This window comes from Polynucleobacter sp. P1-05-14, assembly GCF_018881675.1.
Lineage (GTDB): Bacteria > Pseudomonadota > Gammaproteobacteria > Burkholderiales > Burkholderiaceae > Polynucleobacter.
In genome coordinates this window covers 64747-83539 of sequence record NZ_JACVPV010000002.1, presented here as the reverse complement: position 1 = coordinate 83539, position 18793 = coordinate 64747, and the positions used below count along the sequence as shown (strand labels likewise).

The following is an 18793-nucleotide window of genomic DNA, read 5'->3' as shown; positions in this document are numbered from 1 at the left end:
ACTAATTTATTTACTAATACACAGTTAGTTACAGTTAATCTTGGATTAGGTAGAGTGAGGATACGAGCCAAGGTTCTTATAGAAAGCTGCAACCCCTTTTAACTCTTCAAGCGCCTTCACCACTTTCGCATCATCTGCATGACCAGCAATGTCAATATAGAAGTGATATTCCCAAGTACCTTTGCGTGCAGGACGAGATTCGAAGCGATTCATAGAGACACTATGCGTTGCCAAAGGCGCTAATAAGCGATGAACGGCACCAGGCTGGTTATCAACAGAGAGCACCAAAGAGGTCTGATCTTTACCGGTTGGCTGGCAGGCGTAGTTACCAACCACAACAAAACGGGTGCGATTATGCGGATCATCCTGAATCTGTGCAGCCACTGCTTGCAAGCCATAAGCTTCTTGAGCGGGATCACCAGCAATTGCAGCCAGAGTAGGATCACTTGCCGCCATGCGAGCTGCTTCCGCATTACTACTCACCGCTTGACGCTTGAGTTGTGGAGCGTGCACGCTTAACCATTGCTGGCACTGCGCCAATGCTTGAGCATGAGCGCAAACGGTGGTTACACCATCCAAGTTACCGCTCTTAGTCAACAAGTGATGACGAATTGGCAATACGACTTCGCCGCTAATACGCATAGAAGAGTCGAGCAATAAATCCAATGTGCGAGAAATCGCACCTTCACTAGAATTCTCAACAGGCACTACGCCAAATTGTGCCGCGCCCTTCTCTACTGCTTTAAAAACCTCATCCAAACTGGCACAAGGCAATCCAGCAATGGAATGACCAAAATAAGTTTGCGCAGCTTGCTCAGAGAATGTTCCAACTGGGCCAAGATACGCAATGGTTTGGCGAGCTTCCAAAGCTCTACATGCAGACATCACTTCGCGCCAGATAGCAGCAATACCATCTGAAAGTAATGGGCCATTATTAATCTCTTGAAGGCGTGCTACAACTTGGCGCTCACGCTCAGGACGAAATACTGGTGATGAGAATCCGCCTTTAACATGGCCTACTTCTTGCGCAGCTTGTGCACGCTGGGTGAGTAAATCCAAGATCTGCGCATCGAGCGTGTCAATTTTTTCCCGCAAGGGCGCTAAGCGCTGTTCTTCAGTACTCATTAAGCCCGCCTTTCAAAGTCGCGCATAAATTCAACTAAGGCTTTTACACCCTCAATAGGCATTGCGTTATAGATGCTGGCACGCATACCGCCTGCAGCTTTATGGCCACGCAAGGCAACCAAGCCAGCGGCGTTTGATTGCGCCAAAAACTCTGCATTCAGGTTCTCATCTTTTAAGAAGAAAGTCACGTTCATACGTGAGCGATATTCCTTGGTGACACGATTCTCATACAAGCTGCTTTGATCTAAAAAGTTATAAAGTAAATCCGCTTTTTCTTGGTTACGCTTTGCAATGGCTTTCACTCCGCCTTGCTTAAGCAGCCACTTAAAGCCTAGGCCAGCCATATAGATCGAAAATGTCGGCGGCGTATTGATCATCGACTGTGTGCTGGCCTGCACAGCCCAATCCCAAATCGTGGGAGTAATGCCCATGCTATGACCAATTAAATCCTTACGCACAATCACAATCGTCACGCCAGAAGGGCCAATATTCTTTTGCGCACCACCAAACCAAACGGCGCACTTGCTTACATCCATCTCTTTAGAAAGGATATTGCTAGAGATATCCGCAACTAGCGGAACATCACCAACATCCGGCACGTCTGGGAACTCAACACCACCAATCGTTTCATTGGCACAGTAGAGAACATAAGCAGCATCACCAGATAACTTCCAAGTTGATCTTGCCGGAATGGTATTGAATTTTTCTGCGGCTGAAGAGGCGGCTAAATTTGCAGCGCCATACTTCTGCGCTTCTTTATAGGATTTGTCTGACCACACGCCAGTAACGATGTAATCCGCCCTCGGTCCGTTCTTGGCCAAAGGCATCAGGTTCATGGGGATGGCTGCATTTTGTCCAAGACCACCGCCTTGTAAGAGCAAAATTTCATAATTATCAGGAATATTCATGAGGGTGCGCAAATCTTGCACCACCTCTTCATACACTTCCATGAACTCTTTACTGCGGTGACTGATCTCCATCACGCTCGTACCGAGCCCACGCCAATTGAGCATTTCATCGGCAGCCTGCTTCAGCACCTCTTCAGGCAAAGTAGCGGGCCCCGCAGCGAAATTGAAAATGCGGCGGTCAAAAGTCATGATGTGTCTAGTCTAAAGGTGACGCTTAAGCGTCACCTGCCGTATCGTCATTAGAGTCGGTTGTTGGATCAGCAGATACATCACTTTCTTCTGCGCCATCAGCATCAACCTCTTCGTCCGAATCGCTCTCAGCAATACGCTGTAAGCCTGATAAGCGAGTGCCTTCATCAACGTTGATCAAGGTAACGCCTTGAGTGGCCCGTCCCATTTCGCGGATTTCAGAAACACGAGTACGTACCAAGATGCCGCCAGTAGTGATCAACATAATTTGATCTTCTGGAGATACCAAGGCAGCAGCAACCACCTTACCGTTACGCTCTGAAGTCTGAATGGCAATCATGCCCTTCGTACCGCGACCATGACGCGTATATTCAGCGATTGGCGTACGCTTACCGTAACCATTCTCTGTAGCCGTCAATACGCTACTTGGAATTGCAATGCCGTTTGCATCCACCACAGCCTCTTCAATGCCTTCTGCAGCTTCTGCGGGAGCAACCAACATAGCGATCACTTGATGACCTTCGCCTAAGTTCATGCCACGCACACCGCGTGCGGTACGACCCATTGGGCGAACATCATTCTCATCAAAGCGCACTGCTTTACCGGCGTCAGAGAACAACATGACGTCGTGCTGACCATCAGTAATCGCCGCACCAACTAAGAAGTCGTTTTCATTCAAGTCAACCGCAATAATGCCGGCCTTACGTGGATTTGAGAAATCCGACAAGCGAGTCTTCTTCACAGTGCCCAGGCTAGTAGCCATAAAGACGTAATGATCATCTTGATAGCCCTTAATTGGCAGAATCACAGTGATCTTCTCGCCTTCAATTAACGGGAACATATTGACGATTGGCTTGCCACGAGAGGTGCGACTACCTTGCGGCACTTCCCAAACTTTGAGCCAATACATCCGACCGCGATCGGAGAAGCACAAAATAATGTCATGGGTGTTCGCAACGAAAAGTGTATCAATCCAATCTTCATTCTTAGTGGCTGCAGCTTGCTTGCCGCGACCACCACGTTTTTGTGCGCGGTATTCACTCAGTGGCTGACTCTTCATGTAACCAGTATTTGAAAGCGTCACCACCATGTCTTGCGGTGTAATCAAATCTTCTGTGAAGAGTTCAGTGGCATTCATCTCAATGAATGAGCGACGACCTGTATCGCCACCAGCAATACCAAACTCCGCTTGAACTTCCTTTAACTCGGATTCGATCACTTGAGTGACACGCTCTGGCTTTGCTAACAAATCAAGTAAGTCAGAAATCTCTGACATCACTTCTTTGTATTCGTTAACAATCTTGTCTTGCTCAAGACCAGTCAAACGTTGCAAGCGCATCTGCAAAATTTCTTGCGCCTGACTATCAGAGAGGCGATACAAGCCAGTAGTTTGCATGCCGTACTCAGGCAGCAATCCCTCTGGACGATAAGCGTTGCGGCCGCCTGGCGTATCAGTCTCAGCACGCGCCAACATCTCACGCACCATCGATGAATCCCAAGCTTTGCCCATCAACTCTTGCTTGGCAATCACTGGGTTCGCAGCTGCCTTAATAAGCGCAATGAACTCATCAATGTTTGCCAATGCAACAGCCAAACCTTCCAAAACGTGACCACGATCACGTGCTTTGCGTAATTCAAAAATCGTACGACGTGTCACTACTTCACGACGATGCTGCAAGAAGTACTCAAGCATCTGCTTCAAGTTCAACAAGCGTGGCTGGTTATCTACCAAGGCCACCATGTTCATACCGAAGTTATCTTGTAACTGAGTGCTCTTATACAAATTATTGAGAACGACTTCGGGTACTTCACCGCGCTTCAACTCAATCACAACGCGCATACCGGATTTATCTGACTCATCACGCAAATCAGAAATGCCTTCTACTTTTTTCTCATTCACTAACTCAGCGATACGCTCGAGCAAGTTCTTTTTATTTACTTGGTATGGCAACTCATCAACGATGATGGCTTGACGCGCGCCCTTATCCAAATCTTCAAAGTGAGTTTTGGCACGCATCACGACACGGCCACGGCCAGTGCGATAACCCTCGCGAACACCTTGAACGCCATAAATGATGCCGGCGGTCGGGAAATCCGGGGCTGGAATGATCTCAATCAGCTCATCAATCGTGCATTCTGGGTTGTGCAGTACGTGCAAACAGGCTGAAACCACCTCATCCAAGTTATGGGGAGGGATATTGGTCGCCATACCTACTGCAATGCCAGAACTGCCATTTATGAGCAAATTAGGCACTTTGGCAGGCAGAATCAGGGGTTCCCTCTCGCTACCGTCGTAATTTGGCCCAAAATCGACCGTTTCCTTGTCTAAATCGGCCAAAAGCTCATGAGCTATCTTGCGCAGGCGGATCTCGGTATATCGCATTGCAGCAGCGTTATCGCCGTCTACGGAGCCAAAGTTACCCTGCCCGTCAACCAGCATATAGCGCAGAGAGAAATCCTGGGCCATCCGAACGATCGTGTCATACACCGCAGAATCACCGTGCGGATGGTATTTACCGATTACATCGCCAACTATGCGGGCAGATTTTTTGTAAGCTCGGTTCCAATCGTTGTTTAATTCATACATTGCGAATAAGACCCGGCGGTGAACCGGCTTGAGGCCGTCACGCACGTCTGGCAGGGCTCTGCCGACGATGACGCTCATTGCATAGTCCAAATAGGACCGCCGCATTTCGTCTTCGAGGGATATTGGTAGTGTTTCTTTAGCGGCTTGTTCCATCTAGAAATAATATCATTTTGATGACAGGTAGGCCCTATGCTAAGATTCTGTCAGTTTGTACGAAATTGAGATGTGTCGCTTTGCAGTTTTTGCATCAAGGTAGGGCGAATTACATTTAAGTTTGACTTTAATTAAAAAAGAGATTTTTGAGGACTAAAAATGAACAAAACCCTAAGAGTGTTGCTCGCTTCTGTTATTACTGTTTCTGCTACTGCAGCGATGGCTTCTGATAACTGGCAAAACGGCGATGGCGCCCTAAACTGGAAAAACGGAGATGGCACATTGTGCTGGCGCGATAACAACTGGACACCTGCTACTGCAGCTAAAGGTTGTGACGGTGCGTTGACTGCTGCTGCTGCTGCTGCTGGCGTTAGCCAAAGCAAAATCACTTTGCAAGCTGACACACTTTATGACTTCAACAAGTCTGATTTGAAACCAGAAGGTAAAGCCACTTTGGACAAGATCGCTGCTGATTTGAGCAAGATTAAGTTAGAAGTAATCATTGCTGTTGGTAACACTGACAGCGTTGGTACAGATGCATACAACATGGCCCTCGGTCAGCGTCGTGCGCAATCTGTTAAGACATACCTCGTAAGCAAGGGTGTTGACGGTAGCCGTATCTACACAGAATCAAAAGGCAAGAGCAATCCAGTTGCATCAAATGCAACTGCTGAAGGCCGCGCTAAGAACCGCCGTACTGACATCGAAGTTGTTGGTACAGCAGCTAAGTAATTCACTTTACTTGTAAAAAAGCCCGCTTCTAGCGGGCTTTTTTATTTCCGCTATATTCATAAACTTCTCCTATAGCCTTACAGATAAGCAATTCATATGAACGTCGACCAGTCAGAAATCGCCAAATTTAGCGCTCTAGCCCATCGTTGGTGGGACCCTAATAGTGAATTCAAACCCCTGCATGCCATCAACCCACTGCGCTTGAACTGGATTAAGTCCTTTGTTAGCCTGGAAGGCAAGAAGGTTGTTGATATTGGTTGCGGCGGCGGCATCTTGGCGGAATCCATTTCTCAATCAGGCGCAGACACAACCGGTATTGATTTATCAGAAAAAGCACTTAAGGTTGCTGAATTGCACGCATTAGAAGTGGGCGCAAACCTCACCTATCGCTCTATCTCGGCCGAAGCGTTGGCTGATGAGCAGCCCGAACAATACGATGTAGTGACTTGCATGGAGATGCTTGAACATGTACCGGACCCAGCTTCAGTGGTGCGCGCTTGCGCCAAACTTTGTAAGCCTGGTGGCACGTTATTTTTTAGCACCCTCAACCGCAGCCCTAAGTCCTACTTATTTGCCATTATTGGCGCTGAATACATTCTGAAATTACTACCCAGAGGTACTCACGAATACGCTAAATTCATCAAACCCTCTGAACTCGTTGCTTTTACACGTCATGCAGGCTTAGAAATGCTCGGCATGAAGGGTATGAGCTACAACCCACTCACTCAGGTCTATAGCCTGAATGATGATGTCGATGTGAACTATATGATTGCCGTTCGTAAATAATTCAATACATGAGAAATCTTTTAAGCCCATACGCCGGAATCTTTTTTGATTTAGATGGCACGTTAGCTGATACCGCACCTGATTTAGTAGCGGCAACCAATCAATTGCTGGTTGCACGTAATCTTAAGCCCAAGCCTTATGAATTTCTGCGCCCCTATGCATCGGCTGGTGCTCGCGGATTACTCGAAGGCGCCTTTGGCATTTGCCCCGATCATGCGGATTTCACTCTATTGCGCGATGAATTTTTCAGTAATTATGAAAAAGCATTGCTGGTAGAGAGTAAATTATTCGATGACATGAGCCATTTACTCGATCAAATGGATCAAGCCAAGCTCCCCTGGGGCATTGTTACAAATAAAAGTGAGCGTTTCACCAACCCTCTTACTGAATTAATGGGTTTGCGCCAACGAGCTATTTCTACAGTTTCTGGCGATACAACACCGTATTCAAAACCCCATCCTGAACCTATCTTGCACGCCGCTAGAATAGCTAAAGTAGATCCTACAAAATCGCTTTATGTGGGCGATGACATTAGAGATGTTCTAGCAGGCAAAGCGGCAGGAATGAAGACTGTCGCAGCCGCATATGGCTACTGTGGCTGTAAAGAGCCTCCAGAGGCTTGGGGAGCCGATTACATCGTCAATAAGCCTCTCGAGCTACTGCAAATCATCTTTCCCAATAGGGAATAAAAGATATTCAACAATTTAAAGCTGGCGGCTTTAAAATAGAGCTTCCTAAGCATGCAATCTGGGGCCGACATGGTTTCGACGTGGGTTACAAAGCATCAAGGGCATACCGAGGACCCGTTATCTCGTAAATCAATGGGAATGTTTTAACTGCAAACGACGAACGTTTCGCACTAGCCGCTTAATTGCGGTTGCCCCTGAACTGATTCTCTCTTGGGTCAGCTAGCGCAAGCTAGATCAGGGTCATTTACAAGAGATAAGATCATTTCATGTCACGGGGAATGATTCGAAAATTTAGTGAATCGTCAGCGTGGAACGTGTCAATCCGTGCCTAGCTGGCTAAATTAAATGATATGACTAAGTATGTAGAACTTGTTGTGGAGGATTTGCGGACGCGGGTTCGATTCCCGCCGGTTCCACCATTTTGAAGTAACAGTCAAACGCCACCCATCGAGGTGGCGTTTTTCTTTAATTCAGAAATCGCCTATTCTTATCAATTAAATTGATAACTCATACCAGCTTGGAAATTGAGAGGTGCTCCCGCAAAGATTCCATCTGGACTCCTGCTAGATATATACCGCCTATCAAATACATTATTAATTACCCCAAACACTTTCCAATCTTTGTTAATAGCGTAGTTAGCGCTCCAATTCACTGTTGCAAAGGCTGGGACCTCGCCTAAAGTTCCAATAGCATTTTGCGCAACTGTATTTGCTGAATCCGCATATTGAGCAGAAAGATAATTCAGATTGACTAAAGTATTGAAGCCATTCTTTTCGTAGCTAACACCCAAATTTGAAGTTAATTTAGGCGTGTACGGAATGCGATTACCATCTCGCCCCAAAGAGCTCGTGCCAACAAACTTAGCCACCGGGATGTAAGTAGCATTACCATTAATCCCCCATCCTCCTCCTAGCGCATAAGCCAAGGACATCTCAGCACCTTGATGCAAACTTTTACCGCCATTGGCTTTAGAAATTCCGGCAGCTAAGCTCTGATTCACAATTTGATTGCTGAAGTTCATGCTAAAAATAGCTGAATCATAAGTAAAGGCGCCAGAGCGACCACGCAGACCGAGCTCCGTATTGGTTGAGCGTTCTGGGGCTAACTGCTGATCAACTCCTTTGTCATCAATTGCGGTGGCTAACTGTGCTGGCGCAAAACCTTTATAAACACTACCGTACGCCTGCACTTGGGGAACAAGCTGCCAGGTAGCACCAATTTGTGGAATAGTTTCTACATTCTTGGCGCTACCAGCTTTTCCAGTAGCAGCATTTGAACGGGTCTGGTTATAACTTTCCACTCGTACCCCAGGAATAAGGGCAAAGTCTTTGCTCAGCAAGAAACGGTTTTGCGCATAGACCGCCACTGAATTAGCCTTGTTATCTTCCTGCGAAGTGAGTCGACCAGAATAGGTGAGAGTTTTGGAACTCACTACTTGATTGATTTGAGATTCGGTATGCAAGCGCAATCCAAACTCTGCTTCATTGGAAATCCCCAGAGCCTTATAGGCATGGCTTACCCGAGAATCGATGCCTAACATTTGAAACTCTCGATTTCGCCCAATCAGGCAATCAGCACCAACGTTGCAAGCTCTAAAGACTGTCGATTCCTGCGTGCGTTTAACAATACTTTGCCGCCAATAATCTCTAGATAACCTACTCCAATACATCAAGGTATTGATTTTGGTCTCTGGACTAATTTCGATAGCATGATTGAGATCTACACCATTTCTTTGAGTAATGAAGCGGTCATTTGGCGCTGGATTATCTTTTGATTGATTGCTGTACTGATTTGGGCGTAGACCCACATATGAGGTATTGATATTGTTATCGTAATGTGTGTATTTCACACTTAACCACTGATTCAGCGCAATCTCCATTCCCCCTTTCACCAAGATGTCATACATCTTGAAACCATTACCTTGGTATCCATTGGACTCAGATTGAATCAGATTTATTCCTCCAATGGCGCCATTCGATGATGATTTTCCCCCTGCCTCAAGCTCTGCTAAACGATATCCGTAGTTGCCCACTTTGCCGGTTAACTTAAATCCTGGAGCAGGTATTTTACTAAGGTAATTTACTACGCCACCAATATTGGATGGGCCATATTTCAGGCCCGATGCGCCCTTTAAAACTTCAATCCCGTCGATTTGCCCTACAGGTGGGCTGTAATAGGAGGCATTGGAAATGAAGAGGCTTGGTTGAATTGGAGCTCCATCCTCCAGGAGCAATACTTTTGTGCTCCGACCTGGGCCTAAGCCACGAATACCAATATTCGGAATGGCTCCTAAGCCGCCTTCATCACCACGAATATTGACGCCAGGAATCGTCTTTAAGACGTCCTGCAAGGATTGAGGTTGCAACTCCTCCATCTTCTTTTGGTCAATAACATCAACCGTTCCTGGAATTTTATAAAGGGCCTTCTCCTCTCGCCCAACAATATCAATCCTAGGTAACTCAATATCTTGAGCATTAGCCCAAACTGAAAAAGATCCTCCATATAACAATACAAACGATGAAAACCAGGCCAACCGATTTCGAGGACGAAAAACTTCTTGATGCTTCATATACCATCTCCAGTGATAAAAACAAAAAATCGCTGGCTATATGCATATGAAAATGCTCTTGCTGGCTAGTAAGTTAATTCATATTTACTTCGTCAAAATGAGCTTCCCTAATTTAGTGATGCGCAATTGATATGAATGCCCATCATGCAAGATGAAGATCTGCTTTGTGTGACCCAATAAGGTTTCGCTTAGAATGCATCTAGGCAAAAGTTGGCTTGATCGAATACATTTTGAATCAAGATCTAAGGTATTTTTCTCGTTCAAGCACTAACCTTCCAAGGTAAATTGAATAGGTGTCTGAAAGCATTGCAAAGAAACCTGAGCAGGGGCTATTGCAATTGGCGCAAATCTCCACCGAGTCAAAGCCTTGATGGCTGAGCGATCCAAACCCTGAAAGCCTGAGCTTTGGGTGATACCAACTTCTTGCACAAGGCCTTGCTCACTTACACATAATCTTGCAATGACCAAACCCTGCTCCTTAAGCTGTCTGCTGGCTAAGGGGTAATGGGGTTTGGGGCTGTATATAGCCTGTCTAGCCGTGCCTACTGCCAGACGTCCGGCTTCCTTACTATCACTATGCGCATGTGACTCATTTACAGCACTGGAACCATCGCGCTCACTGCTAGAAGATGTATTGATTTGGGGTGCGGCCAGGGATTTTTTCTGCTGAGATGACAAGGTACTTTTGCCTACTAGATTTACCATCAAAAAATCTGGAGCGGATGATTTTGACCCCGCAAATGGTCCCGATAAAAGTATCAATAGTGCTAATACATGAGAGAAAGTTACCCCCGAAATCAGCAATATGTTTCTAGACAATGCACCAGAAAGCAAATGGCACCCTTAAAAAATGAATGAGAGAAACTATATTTAACTTACCGAAAAATGTGTAGTAAGTTAACTACTACTCTCAATGATTTTAAGGATGATGTAGTGGATTAACAACCATGATCCCAATGGGGGCGGTGCTTGTAGGGCTATTTAATGTGGTACTACTTTTGGGTTAATCGCCACAGTGAAGTGACTTCTTTAGATCTCGCTGCATACAATGCATCCGCTCTATCAAATGCCTTGTTGTGCGTTGGCTTGGTATCTAAATGCGCAATCACCTTCAAGCCCGCTTGATCAATCCAATTCAGAAACTCTTCTCTTGCTCTCAAGCCTAAGTGCTCTGCTAAGTCAGAAAGAATGAGCCAACCCTCACCATTTGGCAGCAAATGATCTTTCAACCCACTCAAGAAAGCCTTCAGCATCTGACTCTCAGGGTCATACACCGCATGCTCTAGCGAGGAGCTTGGTCTGGCTGGAAGCCAGGGTGGATTACAAACAATAAGCGCAGCTTTTGTTTCGGGGAAAAGATTGGTTTGATGAATTTCAATTTGAGAATTCAAGCCTAAGTGGTCAATATTTTCTTTCGCGCAAGCAATCGCTCGATCACTTAGATCGGTCGCAATAATCCTCTGAACATCTCGCAGAGCCAAAATAATCGCCAACACTCCAGTACCCGTCCCAATATCAAAAGCAATGGAGCTATTTTTTATTGCTTCTGGTAAGGGGGCTTTCAGCACCAAGTCAATATATTCACTGCGCACTGGAGAGAAAACACCGTAGTGCGGATGAATGCGAACCTCTTCATCATCCCTAGTCAGAACTTGAACACCTGTCTTGCGCCACTCATGAGCGCTAATGACGCCAAGCAACTCACGCAAAGAAATTACATAGGAAGTTTCTTGTGTTCCATAAGCCTCATGGCAAGCCTGCGCTATATCTGGGGCGCGTCTCAAAGGTATCGTATGGTCAGCATTCACATGGATGAGAACCATACCCAAAATACGTGCGCGCTGAGATTGGGTGAGACGATGCAGATTAAATGCATCTAAAGGGCTTTTGGTTTTCTCTTTGGTAACTCTGTCAGCTCTGGTAGATTTCTTGGAAGGCTTGTCCACCCTTCTTACCAAGGCCTGCAAGAGTTGCCGCGCATTCTGAAAGTCGCCCTTGTAAAGCATCGCAGTGCCTGCACAAGCTAATCGATAAGCAATGTCAGCAGTCAGCGTGTCATCCGCGATCTGAATCTTTTTATGCGGCGCAATGCCATTTTCAGAATGCCAATGAGCGGAACAGATTTTTTCGCCCTCTTCCCATTGAAGGTTTGCTGATTGCGTCACCTAGGAAACCACAAACCGATTGTTTTGATAATCATCGATGGCTTGTTCAATTTCAGCACGAGTATTCATCACAAAAGGGCCGTACTGAACGATGGGTTCATGTATGGGTATAGCTGCCAGAACAATAAATTGCGCGCCTACAGATCCTGTTCTCGCTTTGAAAAGATCTCCGTCACCAAGAACAATAGCCGCCTGCTTTGGGGCAGGCATCATTGGCCCACCTAATTCAAGCTCACCTTCATATACATAAATAAATGCATTGAGTTCTTTTGGAATACGTTGCTCAAACTCTGCGTTGGGTGGTAAATGCACATCTAAAAATAGAGGTGCAGTAGTAATTCCCTGAATCGGACCTTGAACTGCTTTACCACCATCTTCATATGCGCCCGCAATGACCTTTACTGAGCCGCTATTTGCCAAAGCGATCTTCGGAATATCCTCAACCTGAATATCTTTATAGCCAGCCGGCTTCATCTTTTCTTTGGCGGGTAAGTTAATCCATAACTGAAAGCCGCGCATGGCGCCACTCACTTGCTGCGGCATCTCTGAATGAATAATGCCGCGCCCTGCCGTCATCCACTGTACGCCACCAGTTTTCAGGTGTCCCTGATTTCCTAAATGATCTTCATGCAACATGTGGCCCTCTAGCATATAGGTCACCGTCTCAAAACCCCGATGGGGATGGGCTGGAAAGCCTGCCACATAATCATTTGGATCATTGGAGGAAAACTCATCGAGCATCAAGAAAGGGTCTAACCTGACTTGATTTTGACCGCCCAGACTACGGCGCAATTTCACACCCGCACCATCAGAGGTAGCAATGCCAGGAATAATGGTTTGGATGTTGCGGATCATATTGATGAATGCTTCGACTTGGCTTTGGCTAAGTTTTAACTTTAAGCCGGAGGATGATCTTCAGGATTAACGTCGAGCGCTATCAGGAAGCGGGAGACCATGTTGTAAGCGGCGATTACCGTGACTAATTCCACGGTATCCGTACTTCCCAGAGCCCTTTGTAAGCGCTTCATTAATTCAGGATCCACTTTGATATTGCGCGTCATCTGAAAAGTGAGTTCAGCGGCATCGTTTTCCACCGGGGAGTACAGATCTTTTGGGAAATTCGGCTGTCCAATAAGTCGTAAGCCTTGGACCTGCTCCTCTGTCCCGCCCGCCTTCTTAAAAGGTGGCGCATGGTGAAAGAATTCATATTCAGCACCATTCAAGACGGCTACGCCACACATGGCCAACTCACGCAATTTCGGATCCAAAGAGAGGTTATTCCGAATCTCACCAATAAAGTGATTCCAGCCCTCTGCAATTGGAATGCTATGCAAGAGCATGCGATCTAAATTAATAAACTGACCGCCTCGTCTTTTGCGAATTGCAGCAACCAACTCTGCTGGCTCCGCTAAATCCATTGGCTGATACGGAATTAAACGTTCTGACATACTTACCTTTTATTAATACTGCTTATCAACAACTCTTACTGAGCAGTTTCTTTAATATTGTTTTCAATGACAAACTTGCCCCAAATACCCATTTGCTTGCCGATAAAGTCTTGTGCAGCAACAGGGGTGCCCCCAATAATTTGGATGCCTTGCATTTTGAACTTCTCAGCAACTGCAGGCGTCTTTAAGGCTTTATTTAATGCCTTGTTCATTGCATCGATCACTGCCGGAGATGTTTTACCAGGGGCCAATACCGCCCACCAAGCTGGCGCACTAAAGCCTGGGAACCCGCTCTCAGAAATCGTCGGCACATTAGGCAAGGATGGTGAACGCTTGGCAGTTGTAATCACTAGCGGAATAACTCCACCGTTATCAATATGAGGCTTCACTAAAAATTCTGAGCCAACAGCTAACTCTACTTGACCACCCAAAGCATCTTGCATTAAAGGACCACCACCACGATAAGGGATGTGATTCCAATCAAAGCCCGCTTGTTTTGCAAGACGTGCCATTGCTAGATGACCCAAGCTACCAATCCCAATTGAACCGTAACTAAATTGCTTACCTGTCTTGGAAAGATCTACCAATTGTTTAAAGCTAGTGATGCCAGATTTTTTGCTTGCAACTAACACCATGGGAGATGTGCCAACCAAAATCACGGGAGCAATATCTTTAATCGTGTCATAGGGGAGTTTGTCTTTGAGGCTAGGGTTAACGCCGTGGGTATCAAATACCACTGCAAAGGTGTAGCCATCCGGATCGGACCGAGTCATTGCGGAGGTACCAATTACACCAGAGGCGCCACCAACGTTTTCCACAATCACGTTTTGCTTCAACTCTGCTTGCAAAGCAGGTGCCAATATACGTGCAACCTGGTCAACTGAGCCACCTGGCGGAAAGACCGCAATTAAACGAATTGGCTTTTGGGTGGGCCATGTGCCAACACCCGCATTTTGTGCCAAAGCAACACCGCTTACTCCTAAGGCCATCAAAGTGGCTAAGAGGCTGTTTTTAAAGGCTTTTTTAGCCATTTTTGCTAATTTCAGCATGGATTTTGTCTCCTTTGAATAAGACCTCAAGATTAACACCCCCTTAGCCTATTTGCTCGATAATGCTGTTGTAGCCCAGTGAGAGAAAAATGAAGTCGATTCTAAATATTGCCGCCTATTTATTTGTCAGCCTAGACGGCTTGCCAGAGCTGCGCGCCAAAATGCTGGATGAATGCAATGCCCGCCAACTGAAGGGGACCATTCTATTGACTGGTGAAGGCATCAACATGTTCCTTGCCGGCAAAACGGATGAGTTACGTGGTTTTCTGGATTGGCTCCGCACCGACCCCCGCTTTGCCCCACTTCAAGCAAAAGAAAGCTGGTCTGAGGATCAGCCCTTTAAGAAGATGTTGATCAAGCTCAAAAATGAAATTATTCGCATGAATCACCCAGCGATTCGTCCTGAGGAAGGTCGTGCTAATTTCATTAGCCCCAAAAAACTACAGGAGTGGTTAGATCGCGGTACTGACGATCTAGGTCGCCCTGTAGTGATGGTTGATACCCGCAACGCCTTTGAGGTCGACTACGGCACTTTTGAGAATGCACTGCATTTCAATATTGAAAAGTTTACTGAGTTTCCAGCAGCAATTTCTGCACATAAAGATGATTTAGCCAATAAGACGCTGGTCAGCTTTTGTACGGGCGGTATTCGCTGTGAAAAATCTGGCTTATATATGCGGGAAATTGGCATGGAGCACAGCTACCAGCTAGAAGGCGGTATTTTGAAATATTTCGAGGAGGTGGGCTCCGCTCATTACCAAGGCAGCTGCTTTGTCTTTGATGAACGTGAGGCGCTGGAGCCAAACCTAGATTCCATCCCCGTAGAACACTCTATTCGAAAGAAACTCAAAGCCAGCCAAGCCTGAGCAGGGCTAGAGCCGCCAATAGTAAAATGGCTTAGCTGTACAAAACTAACCAATAACAATAATTCGGACTCGAGACATGTCTAATACGTTCAATCGGCAAAAGCCGATTTTTTTGTCACCCCTTCTCATTGCTTTTTTGGGATTGGCATTCCATTTCAATGCGCAGGCGCAAAGTGCAGCAACAGCCTACCCCACTAAACCTATCAAACTGATTGCACCAGTAGCTGCTGGTGGCGGACTAGATAATATTACGCGCGCTGTTGCAGAAAAACTTTCTCGATCCATTGGTCAAACAGTAGTTGTAGAAAATATGGGTGGTGGTGGCGGATCAATTGCCTCGCAAGCAACCGCTAAAGCGCCAGCCGATGGCTATACACTCATGATTGCTTATGTAGGGACACACGGCACCAACCCTGCTGTCCGCAAGTTACCTTACGATGCCATAAAAGACTTCACACCGATTGGCATGATTGGCGCAACACCGAATGTACTCATCATTAACCCTGATCTACCCATCAAGAATTTCAAAGAGTTTGTGGATTACGCCAAAAAGAATCCTGCCAAATTAAGTTATGGATCCGCGGGTCCAGGCACTTTGACGCATCTGGGTATGGAGCAATTAAAGCTAGCAGCTGGAATATTCATGGTGCATGTGCCTTATCGTGGCGTAGGCCCTGCTTACACAGATCTACTGGCCGGACAGACCCAGGCAATGTTTCCAACCTTATTTGCTGCCCTCCCTTATATCAACACCAATCGTGTTCGTGGTCTTGCTGTGACTGGTGCTAAACGCAGTACTGCAGCCCCCAATATCCCAACCTTTAAAGAATTGGGATTTAACGGCTTTGATGGTCAACAGTGGTATGGACTGGTGGGCCCAGCTAATCTACCACCGGCCATTGTTGCCAAGCTCAATGCCGAACTCAATAAAGTATTGGCGCTACCAGACTTCTCAGAAAAAATGACGAGCGAGGCGATGACTTTAATGCCCATGACGCCCCCTCAATTTACTAATTACATCAAAGAAGATATTGCGCGCTGGGCCAAGGTTGCCAAAGACCGCAATATTGAAATCGATTGATTTTTCAACCCTCGCTTCTTTAAAAAATATTCATACTTATTCATAGGAAATTGATATGTCTCACGCTATTGCTGCAGCAGCCGATCTCAACGCGCCACCAGTCACCAAAATTTTGGCGGAGTTTGTTAATACTCACCCAAGCCAAGGGTGGACTCCAGAGGTTGAGCACGAAGCGCATCGTACATTCTTAAACTGGCTAGGCTGTGCGATCGGTGCAGCCAATCATGAGAGCGTTGAATCGTCTCTAGCCGCTATTCGTGAATTTCAGCCAGCCCCGCAAGCCAGCATTCTCGGTCGCAAAGATAAAGTAGATATGGGCGGAGCAGCTTTGATTAATGGCATTAGCTCACACACTTTTGACTTTGACGATACCCATCTCAAAACCGTGATTCATCCAGCTGGCCCAGTGGCTTCTGCAATCCTTGCCTTAGGCGAACACATCGGTGCCAATGGTCGCCAAATGATTGACTCTCTTGTTCTAGGCATTGATGTTGCCTGTCGAGTCGGTAATGCAATGTATCCAGATCACTACCATCGTGGCTGGCATATCACTGGCTCCACAGGGATGCTGGGCTCTGCTGCTGCATGTTCACGCTTAATGAGTCTTGATCTGCAAAAAACAACTATGGCTCTGGGTATTGCTGCCTCACAACCGGTTGGTATGCGCGAGCAATTTGGCACGATGACCAAACCCTTTCATCCGGGTGGCGCTGCACGTGCAGGTCAACTTTCTGCGTTGTTGGCAAAACATGGTTTTACTGCAAGCTCTAAAGCGCTTGAAGCGGGTCGTGGATATATGCAAACCGTTTCTACTAAGTGTGACTGGTCAGAAATTGATCGCGCCCTCGGAAAATCTTTTGAGATTTCCCTAAATACCTACAAACCTTTTGCTTGCGGAATTGTGATTCACCCAGCCATTGATGCTTGCGCCCAATTACGCGCCCAAGGTGTCAAGGCAGAAGAGGTTGAACGCATTGAGTTGCGTGTTCACCCACTGGTACTGGAATTAACTGGCAAGAAAACACCTAAGGATGGACTGGAAGGCAAGTTCAGTGTGTATCACGGCTGTGCTGTAGGCTTGATGTTTGGTCAAGCAGGTGAAGGTGAATATGCAGATGACATCGTTAACCGTCCTGACGTTGTAGCTTTGCGCGCTAAGGTGAATGCGACTACCGATACTTCTATTAGTGAAGCATCTGTGGACGTTAAAGCCTTCCTTAAGGATGGCAAAGAAGTGCATATTTTCGTAAAGAATGCGATTGGTTCAGTAGAAAACCCAATGAGCGATGCAAACTTGGAGCAAAAATTTACAAGCTTGGCCGAGCCAGTGATTGGAAAAGAGAAAACCCGTCAACTGATTTCCGCACTCTGGAAGTTAGGACAAGCGCCAGACCTCAAGCAAATCTTAAGCCTTTGCACTCCAGACTAATTTCAACTGAAAGTTTTTTATCCATGGCTTCATTACCGAACATCGTTATTCTTGGGGATTATGAGCGCGCTCTACGTCGCTTCTCTAACTGGGATAAGTTAGATCAACAAGCTAAGCTCACCATCTACCATGAGCCTTTGCGTGATGAAGCCTTATATGAAGCAGTAAAAGATGCCGACGCAATTGCTATCGTAAGAGATCGCTCGCCCTTCAATGAGGCGATGATCGCGCGCTTACCAAAACTCAAGTTTTTAATGTTTACTGGCGAACGCAATGGCACTCTTGAGGCGCCGGCCTTGGTTTCAAGAAACATTCCCATGGCTTGCACACCCGGTGGACCCTCCAAAGAAACTACCGCTGAGCTTACTTGGGCTTTGATTCTGGGTGCATCTAAGCGTCTGGTTGAAGAAAATAAACTGATTGCCTCTGGTGGCTGGCGCGATGCATTCTCTCTCCTGCCAATGCTTTCTGGCGAACGCTTAGGCATCATGGGTTTAGGCGCTATTGGCAGTCGTGTGGCGCGCGTTGGCGCCGCCTTTGGTATGGAGGTTGTAGCCTGGAGCCCGCGCATGACCCCAGAACGTGCAGCCGCTGAAAATGCAAAAGCCGTTAGCTTGGATGAGTTACTCAAAACCTCCAAAGTGGTATCCATGCATTTAGTAGCAGGTCCCGGAACTAAAGGATTGATTAGCGCCGATCAATTAGCACTCATGCGCGTAGATTCGATTCTGATCAATACCTCACGTGCTGCGCTCATTAATATGCCCGACCTCCAAAAGGCACTTTCCGTGGGTAGACCAGGACAAGCAGCAGTGGATGTATTTGATGTTGAACCCCTTCCTGAAAAAGATGCACTACGCAATACTCCCAATCTTTTGGTGACGCCTCATTTAGGCTTTATTGCTAAACCAATTTTTGAGGCTTTCTCAAAAGGCATTACAGAAACTCTCGAAGCATGGTTAGAAAACAAGCCTGTACCGCACCCCTTTAAGCCTCAATAATTTATTTATAAAAAGC

The 18793-nt window shown here is 46.5% G+C and carries 17 protein-coding genes and 1 other RNA gene; 8 read left to right on the top strand and 10 right to left on the bottom strand.

The window, feature by feature from the left end:
- Positions 1-45: 45 nt before the first annotated feature.
- The 3 genes from pheA to gyrA are packed head-to-tail and all read right to left on the bottom strand — an operon-like array spanning position 46 to position 4962.
- Positions 46-1125, bottom strand: coding sequence for a prephenate dehydratase (gene pheA, locus ICN37_RS02395; RefSeq protein ID WP_216154553.1), 1080 nt, complete (start codon positions 1123-1125; stop codon positions 46-48).
- Positions 1125-2222 (bottom strand): 3-phosphoserine/phosphohydroxythreonine transaminase, encoded by a 1098-nt coding sequence (gene serC, locus ICN37_RS02390; protein ID WP_216154552.1) that lies wholly within the window; start codon positions 2220-2222, stop codon positions 1125-1127. Before serC ends, pheA begins: the two co-directional genes overlap by 1 nt.
- A gap of 25 nt (positions 2223-2247) precedes the next feature.
- Positions 2248-4962, bottom strand: a complete 2715-nt coding sequence (gene gyrA / locus ICN37_RS02385; RefSeq protein WP_216154551.1) for a DNA gyrase subunit A — start codon at positions 4960-4962, stop codon at positions 2248-2250.
- Between the two features lie 159 nt (positions 4963-5121).
- On the opposite strand from gyrA, the gene ompA reads away from it, so the two are divergent.
- From ompA to ssrA, 4 genes are all read left to right on the top strand, one after another.
- Positions 5122-5694, top strand: a complete 573-nt coding sequence (ompA, locus tag ICN37_RS02380) for an outer membrane protein OmpA (RefSeq protein WP_216154550.1) — start codon at positions 5122-5124, stop codon at positions 5692-5694.
- Between the two features lie 96 nt (positions 5695-5790).
- Positions 5791-6480, top strand: a complete 690-nt coding sequence (gene ubiG, locus ICN37_RS02375; protein ID WP_215320579.1) for a bifunctional 2-polyprenyl-6-hydroxyphenol methylase/3-demethylubiquinol 3-O-methyltransferase UbiG — start codon at positions 5791-5793, stop codon at positions 6478-6480.
- An 8-nt stretch (positions 6481-6488) separates the two neighbouring features.
- A complete protein-coding gene (locus tag ICN37_RS02370; RefSeq protein ID WP_216154549.1) occupies positions 6489-7169 on the top strand; it encodes an HAD family hydrolase in 681 nt (226 codons plus the stop codon).
- Positions 7170-7229: 60 nt separating this feature from the next.
- Positions 7230-7588, top strand: a transfer-messenger RNA (tmRNA) gene (gene ssrA, locus ICN37_RS02365).
- 71 nt (positions 7589-7659) lie between these two features.
- On the opposite strand, the gene ICN37_RS02360 is transcribed toward ssrA, so the two are convergent.
- From ICN37_RS02360 to ICN37_RS02330, 7 genes are all read right to left on the bottom strand, one after another.
- The gene (locus ICN37_RS02360; protein WP_216154548.1) at positions 7660-9738 is read right to left on the bottom strand and encodes a TonB-dependent receptor domain-containing protein; all 2079 of its coding nucleotides are present in this window, start codon (positions 9736-9738) and stop codon (positions 7660-7662) included.
- Between the two features lie 84 nt (positions 9739-9822).
- Positions 9823-9945, bottom strand: a complete 123-nt coding sequence (gene hemP / locus ICN37_RS11655; RefSeq protein WP_370623809.1) for a hemin uptake protein HemP — start codon at positions 9943-9945, stop codon at positions 9823-9825.
- Between the two features lie 60 nt (positions 9946-10005).
- A complete protein-coding gene (locus ICN37_RS02350) occupies positions 10006-10443 on the bottom strand; it encodes an energy transducer TonB (RefSeq protein WP_216154547.1) in 438 nt (145 codons plus the stop codon).
- A gap of 287 nt (positions 10444-10730) precedes the next feature.
- Positions 10731-11903 carry a methyltransferase gene (locus ICN37_RS02345; protein WP_216154546.1) on the bottom strand — a complete coding sequence of 391 codons (1173 nt, stop codon included), beginning with the start codon at positions 11901-11903 and terminating at the stop codon, positions 10731-10733.
- The gene (locus ICN37_RS02340; RefSeq protein ID WP_216154545.1) at positions 11904-12758 is read right to left on the bottom strand and encodes a pirin family protein; all 855 of its coding nucleotides are present in this window, start codon (positions 12756-12758) and stop codon (positions 11904-11906) included.
- 41 nt (positions 12759-12799) lie between these two features.
- A complete protein-coding gene (locus ICN37_RS02335) occupies positions 12800-13351 on the bottom strand; it encodes a carboxymuconolactone decarboxylase family protein (protein WP_215320593.1) in 552 nt (183 codons plus the stop codon).
- A 35-nt stretch (positions 13352-13386) separates the two neighbouring features.
- Complete coding sequence (locus tag ICN37_RS02330) at positions 13387-14400, bottom strand: tripartite tricarboxylate transporter substrate binding protein (protein WP_216154544.1); 1014 nt, start codon at positions 14398-14400, stop codon at positions 13387-13389.
- A gap of 89 nt (positions 14401-14489) precedes the next feature.
- Here ICN37_RS02330 and ICN37_RS02325 point away from each other — a divergent pair, with 89 nt between their 5' ends.
- The 4 genes from ICN37_RS02325 to ICN37_RS02310 all read left to right on the top strand — a co-directional run bounded on the left by ICN37_RS02325 (position 14490) and on the right by ICN37_RS02310 (position 18777).
- The gene (locus ICN37_RS02325) at positions 14490-15266 is read left to right on the top strand and encodes a sulfurtransferase (RefSeq protein ID WP_215320597.1); all 777 of its coding nucleotides are present in this window, start codon (positions 14490-14492) and stop codon (positions 15264-15266) included.
- Positions 15267-15342: 76 nt separating this feature from the next.
- Positions 15343-16347 carry a tripartite tricarboxylate transporter substrate binding protein gene (locus tag ICN37_RS02320; RefSeq protein ID WP_255538449.1) on the top strand — a complete coding sequence of 335 codons (1005 nt, stop codon included), beginning with the start codon at positions 15343-15345 and terminating at the stop codon, positions 16345-16347.
- Between the two features lie 55 nt (positions 16348-16402).
- A complete protein-coding gene (locus tag ICN37_RS02315; protein ID WP_216154543.1) occupies positions 16403-17776 on the top strand; it encodes an MmgE/PrpD family protein in 1374 nt (457 codons plus the stop codon).
- Between the two features lie 23 nt (positions 17777-17799).
- Entirely contained in the window at positions 17800-18777 is a 978-nt protein-coding gene (locus ICN37_RS02310) for a D-2-hydroxyacid dehydrogenase family protein (protein ID WP_215320601.1), read from the top strand.
- Positions 18778-18793 lie beyond the last annotated feature (16 nt).

Excerpts from the sequence above, each read along its gene's own strand:
- ICN37_RS02315 (WP_216154543.1), top strand. The coding sequence starts at position 16,403 with ATGTCTCACGCTATTGCTGCAGCAGCCGATCTCAACGCGCCACCAGTC.
- pheA (WP_216154553.1), bottom strand. The coding sequence starts at position 1,125 with ATGAGTACTGAAGAACAGCGCTTAGCGCCCTTGCGGGAAAAAATTGAC.
- ICN37_RS02325 (WP_215320597.1), top strand. The coding sequence starts at position 14,490 with ATGAAGTCGATTCTAAATATTGCCGCCTATTTATTTGTCAGCCTAGAC.
- ubiG (WP_215320579.1), top strand. The coding sequence starts at position 5,791 with ATGAACGTCGACCAGTCAGAAATCGCCAAATTTAGCGCTCTAGCCCAT.
- ICN37_RS02370 (WP_216154549.1), top strand. The coding sequence starts at position 6,489 with ATGAGAAATCTTTTAAGCCCATACGCCGGAATCTTTTTTGATTTAGAT.
- ICN37_RS02335 (WP_215320593.1), bottom strand. The coding sequence starts at position 13,351 with ATGTCAGAACGTTTAATTCCGTATCAGCCAATGGATTTAGCGGAGCCA.
- ICN37_RS02350 (WP_216154547.1), bottom strand. The coding sequence starts at position 10,443 with ATGGTAAATCTAGTAGGCAAAAGTACCTTGTCATCTCAGCAGAAAAAA.
- ICN37_RS02320 (WP_255538449.1), top strand. The coding sequence starts at position 15,343 with ATGTCTAATACGTTCAATCGGCAAAAGCCGATTTTTTTGTCACCCCTT.
- gyrA (WP_216154551.1), bottom strand. The coding sequence starts at position 4,962 with ATGGAACAAGCCGCTAAAGAAACACTACCAATATCCCTCGAAGACGAA.
- ompA (WP_216154550.1), top strand. The coding sequence starts at position 5,122 with ATGAACAAAACCCTAAGAGTGTTGCTCGCTTCTGTTATTACTGTTTCT.
- ICN37_RS02330 (WP_216154544.1), bottom strand. The coding sequence starts at position 14,400 with ATGCTGAAATTAGCAAAAATGGCTAAAAAAGCCTTTAAAAACAGCCTC.
- ICN37_RS02310 (WP_215320601.1), top strand. The coding sequence starts at position 17,800 with ATGGCTTCATTACCGAACATCGTTATTCTTGGGGATTATGAGCGCGCT.
- ICN37_RS02360 (WP_216154548.1), bottom strand. The coding sequence starts at position 9,738 with ATGAAGCATCAAGAAGTTTTTCGTCCTCGAAATCGGTTGGCCTGGTTT.
- serC (WP_216154552.1), bottom strand. The coding sequence starts at position 2,222 with ATGACTTTTGACCGCCGCATTTTCAATTTCGCTGCGGGGCCCGCTACT.
- ICN37_RS02340 (WP_216154545.1), bottom strand. The coding sequence starts at position 12,758 with ATGATCCGCAACATCCAAACCATTATTCCTGGCATTGCTACCTCTGAT.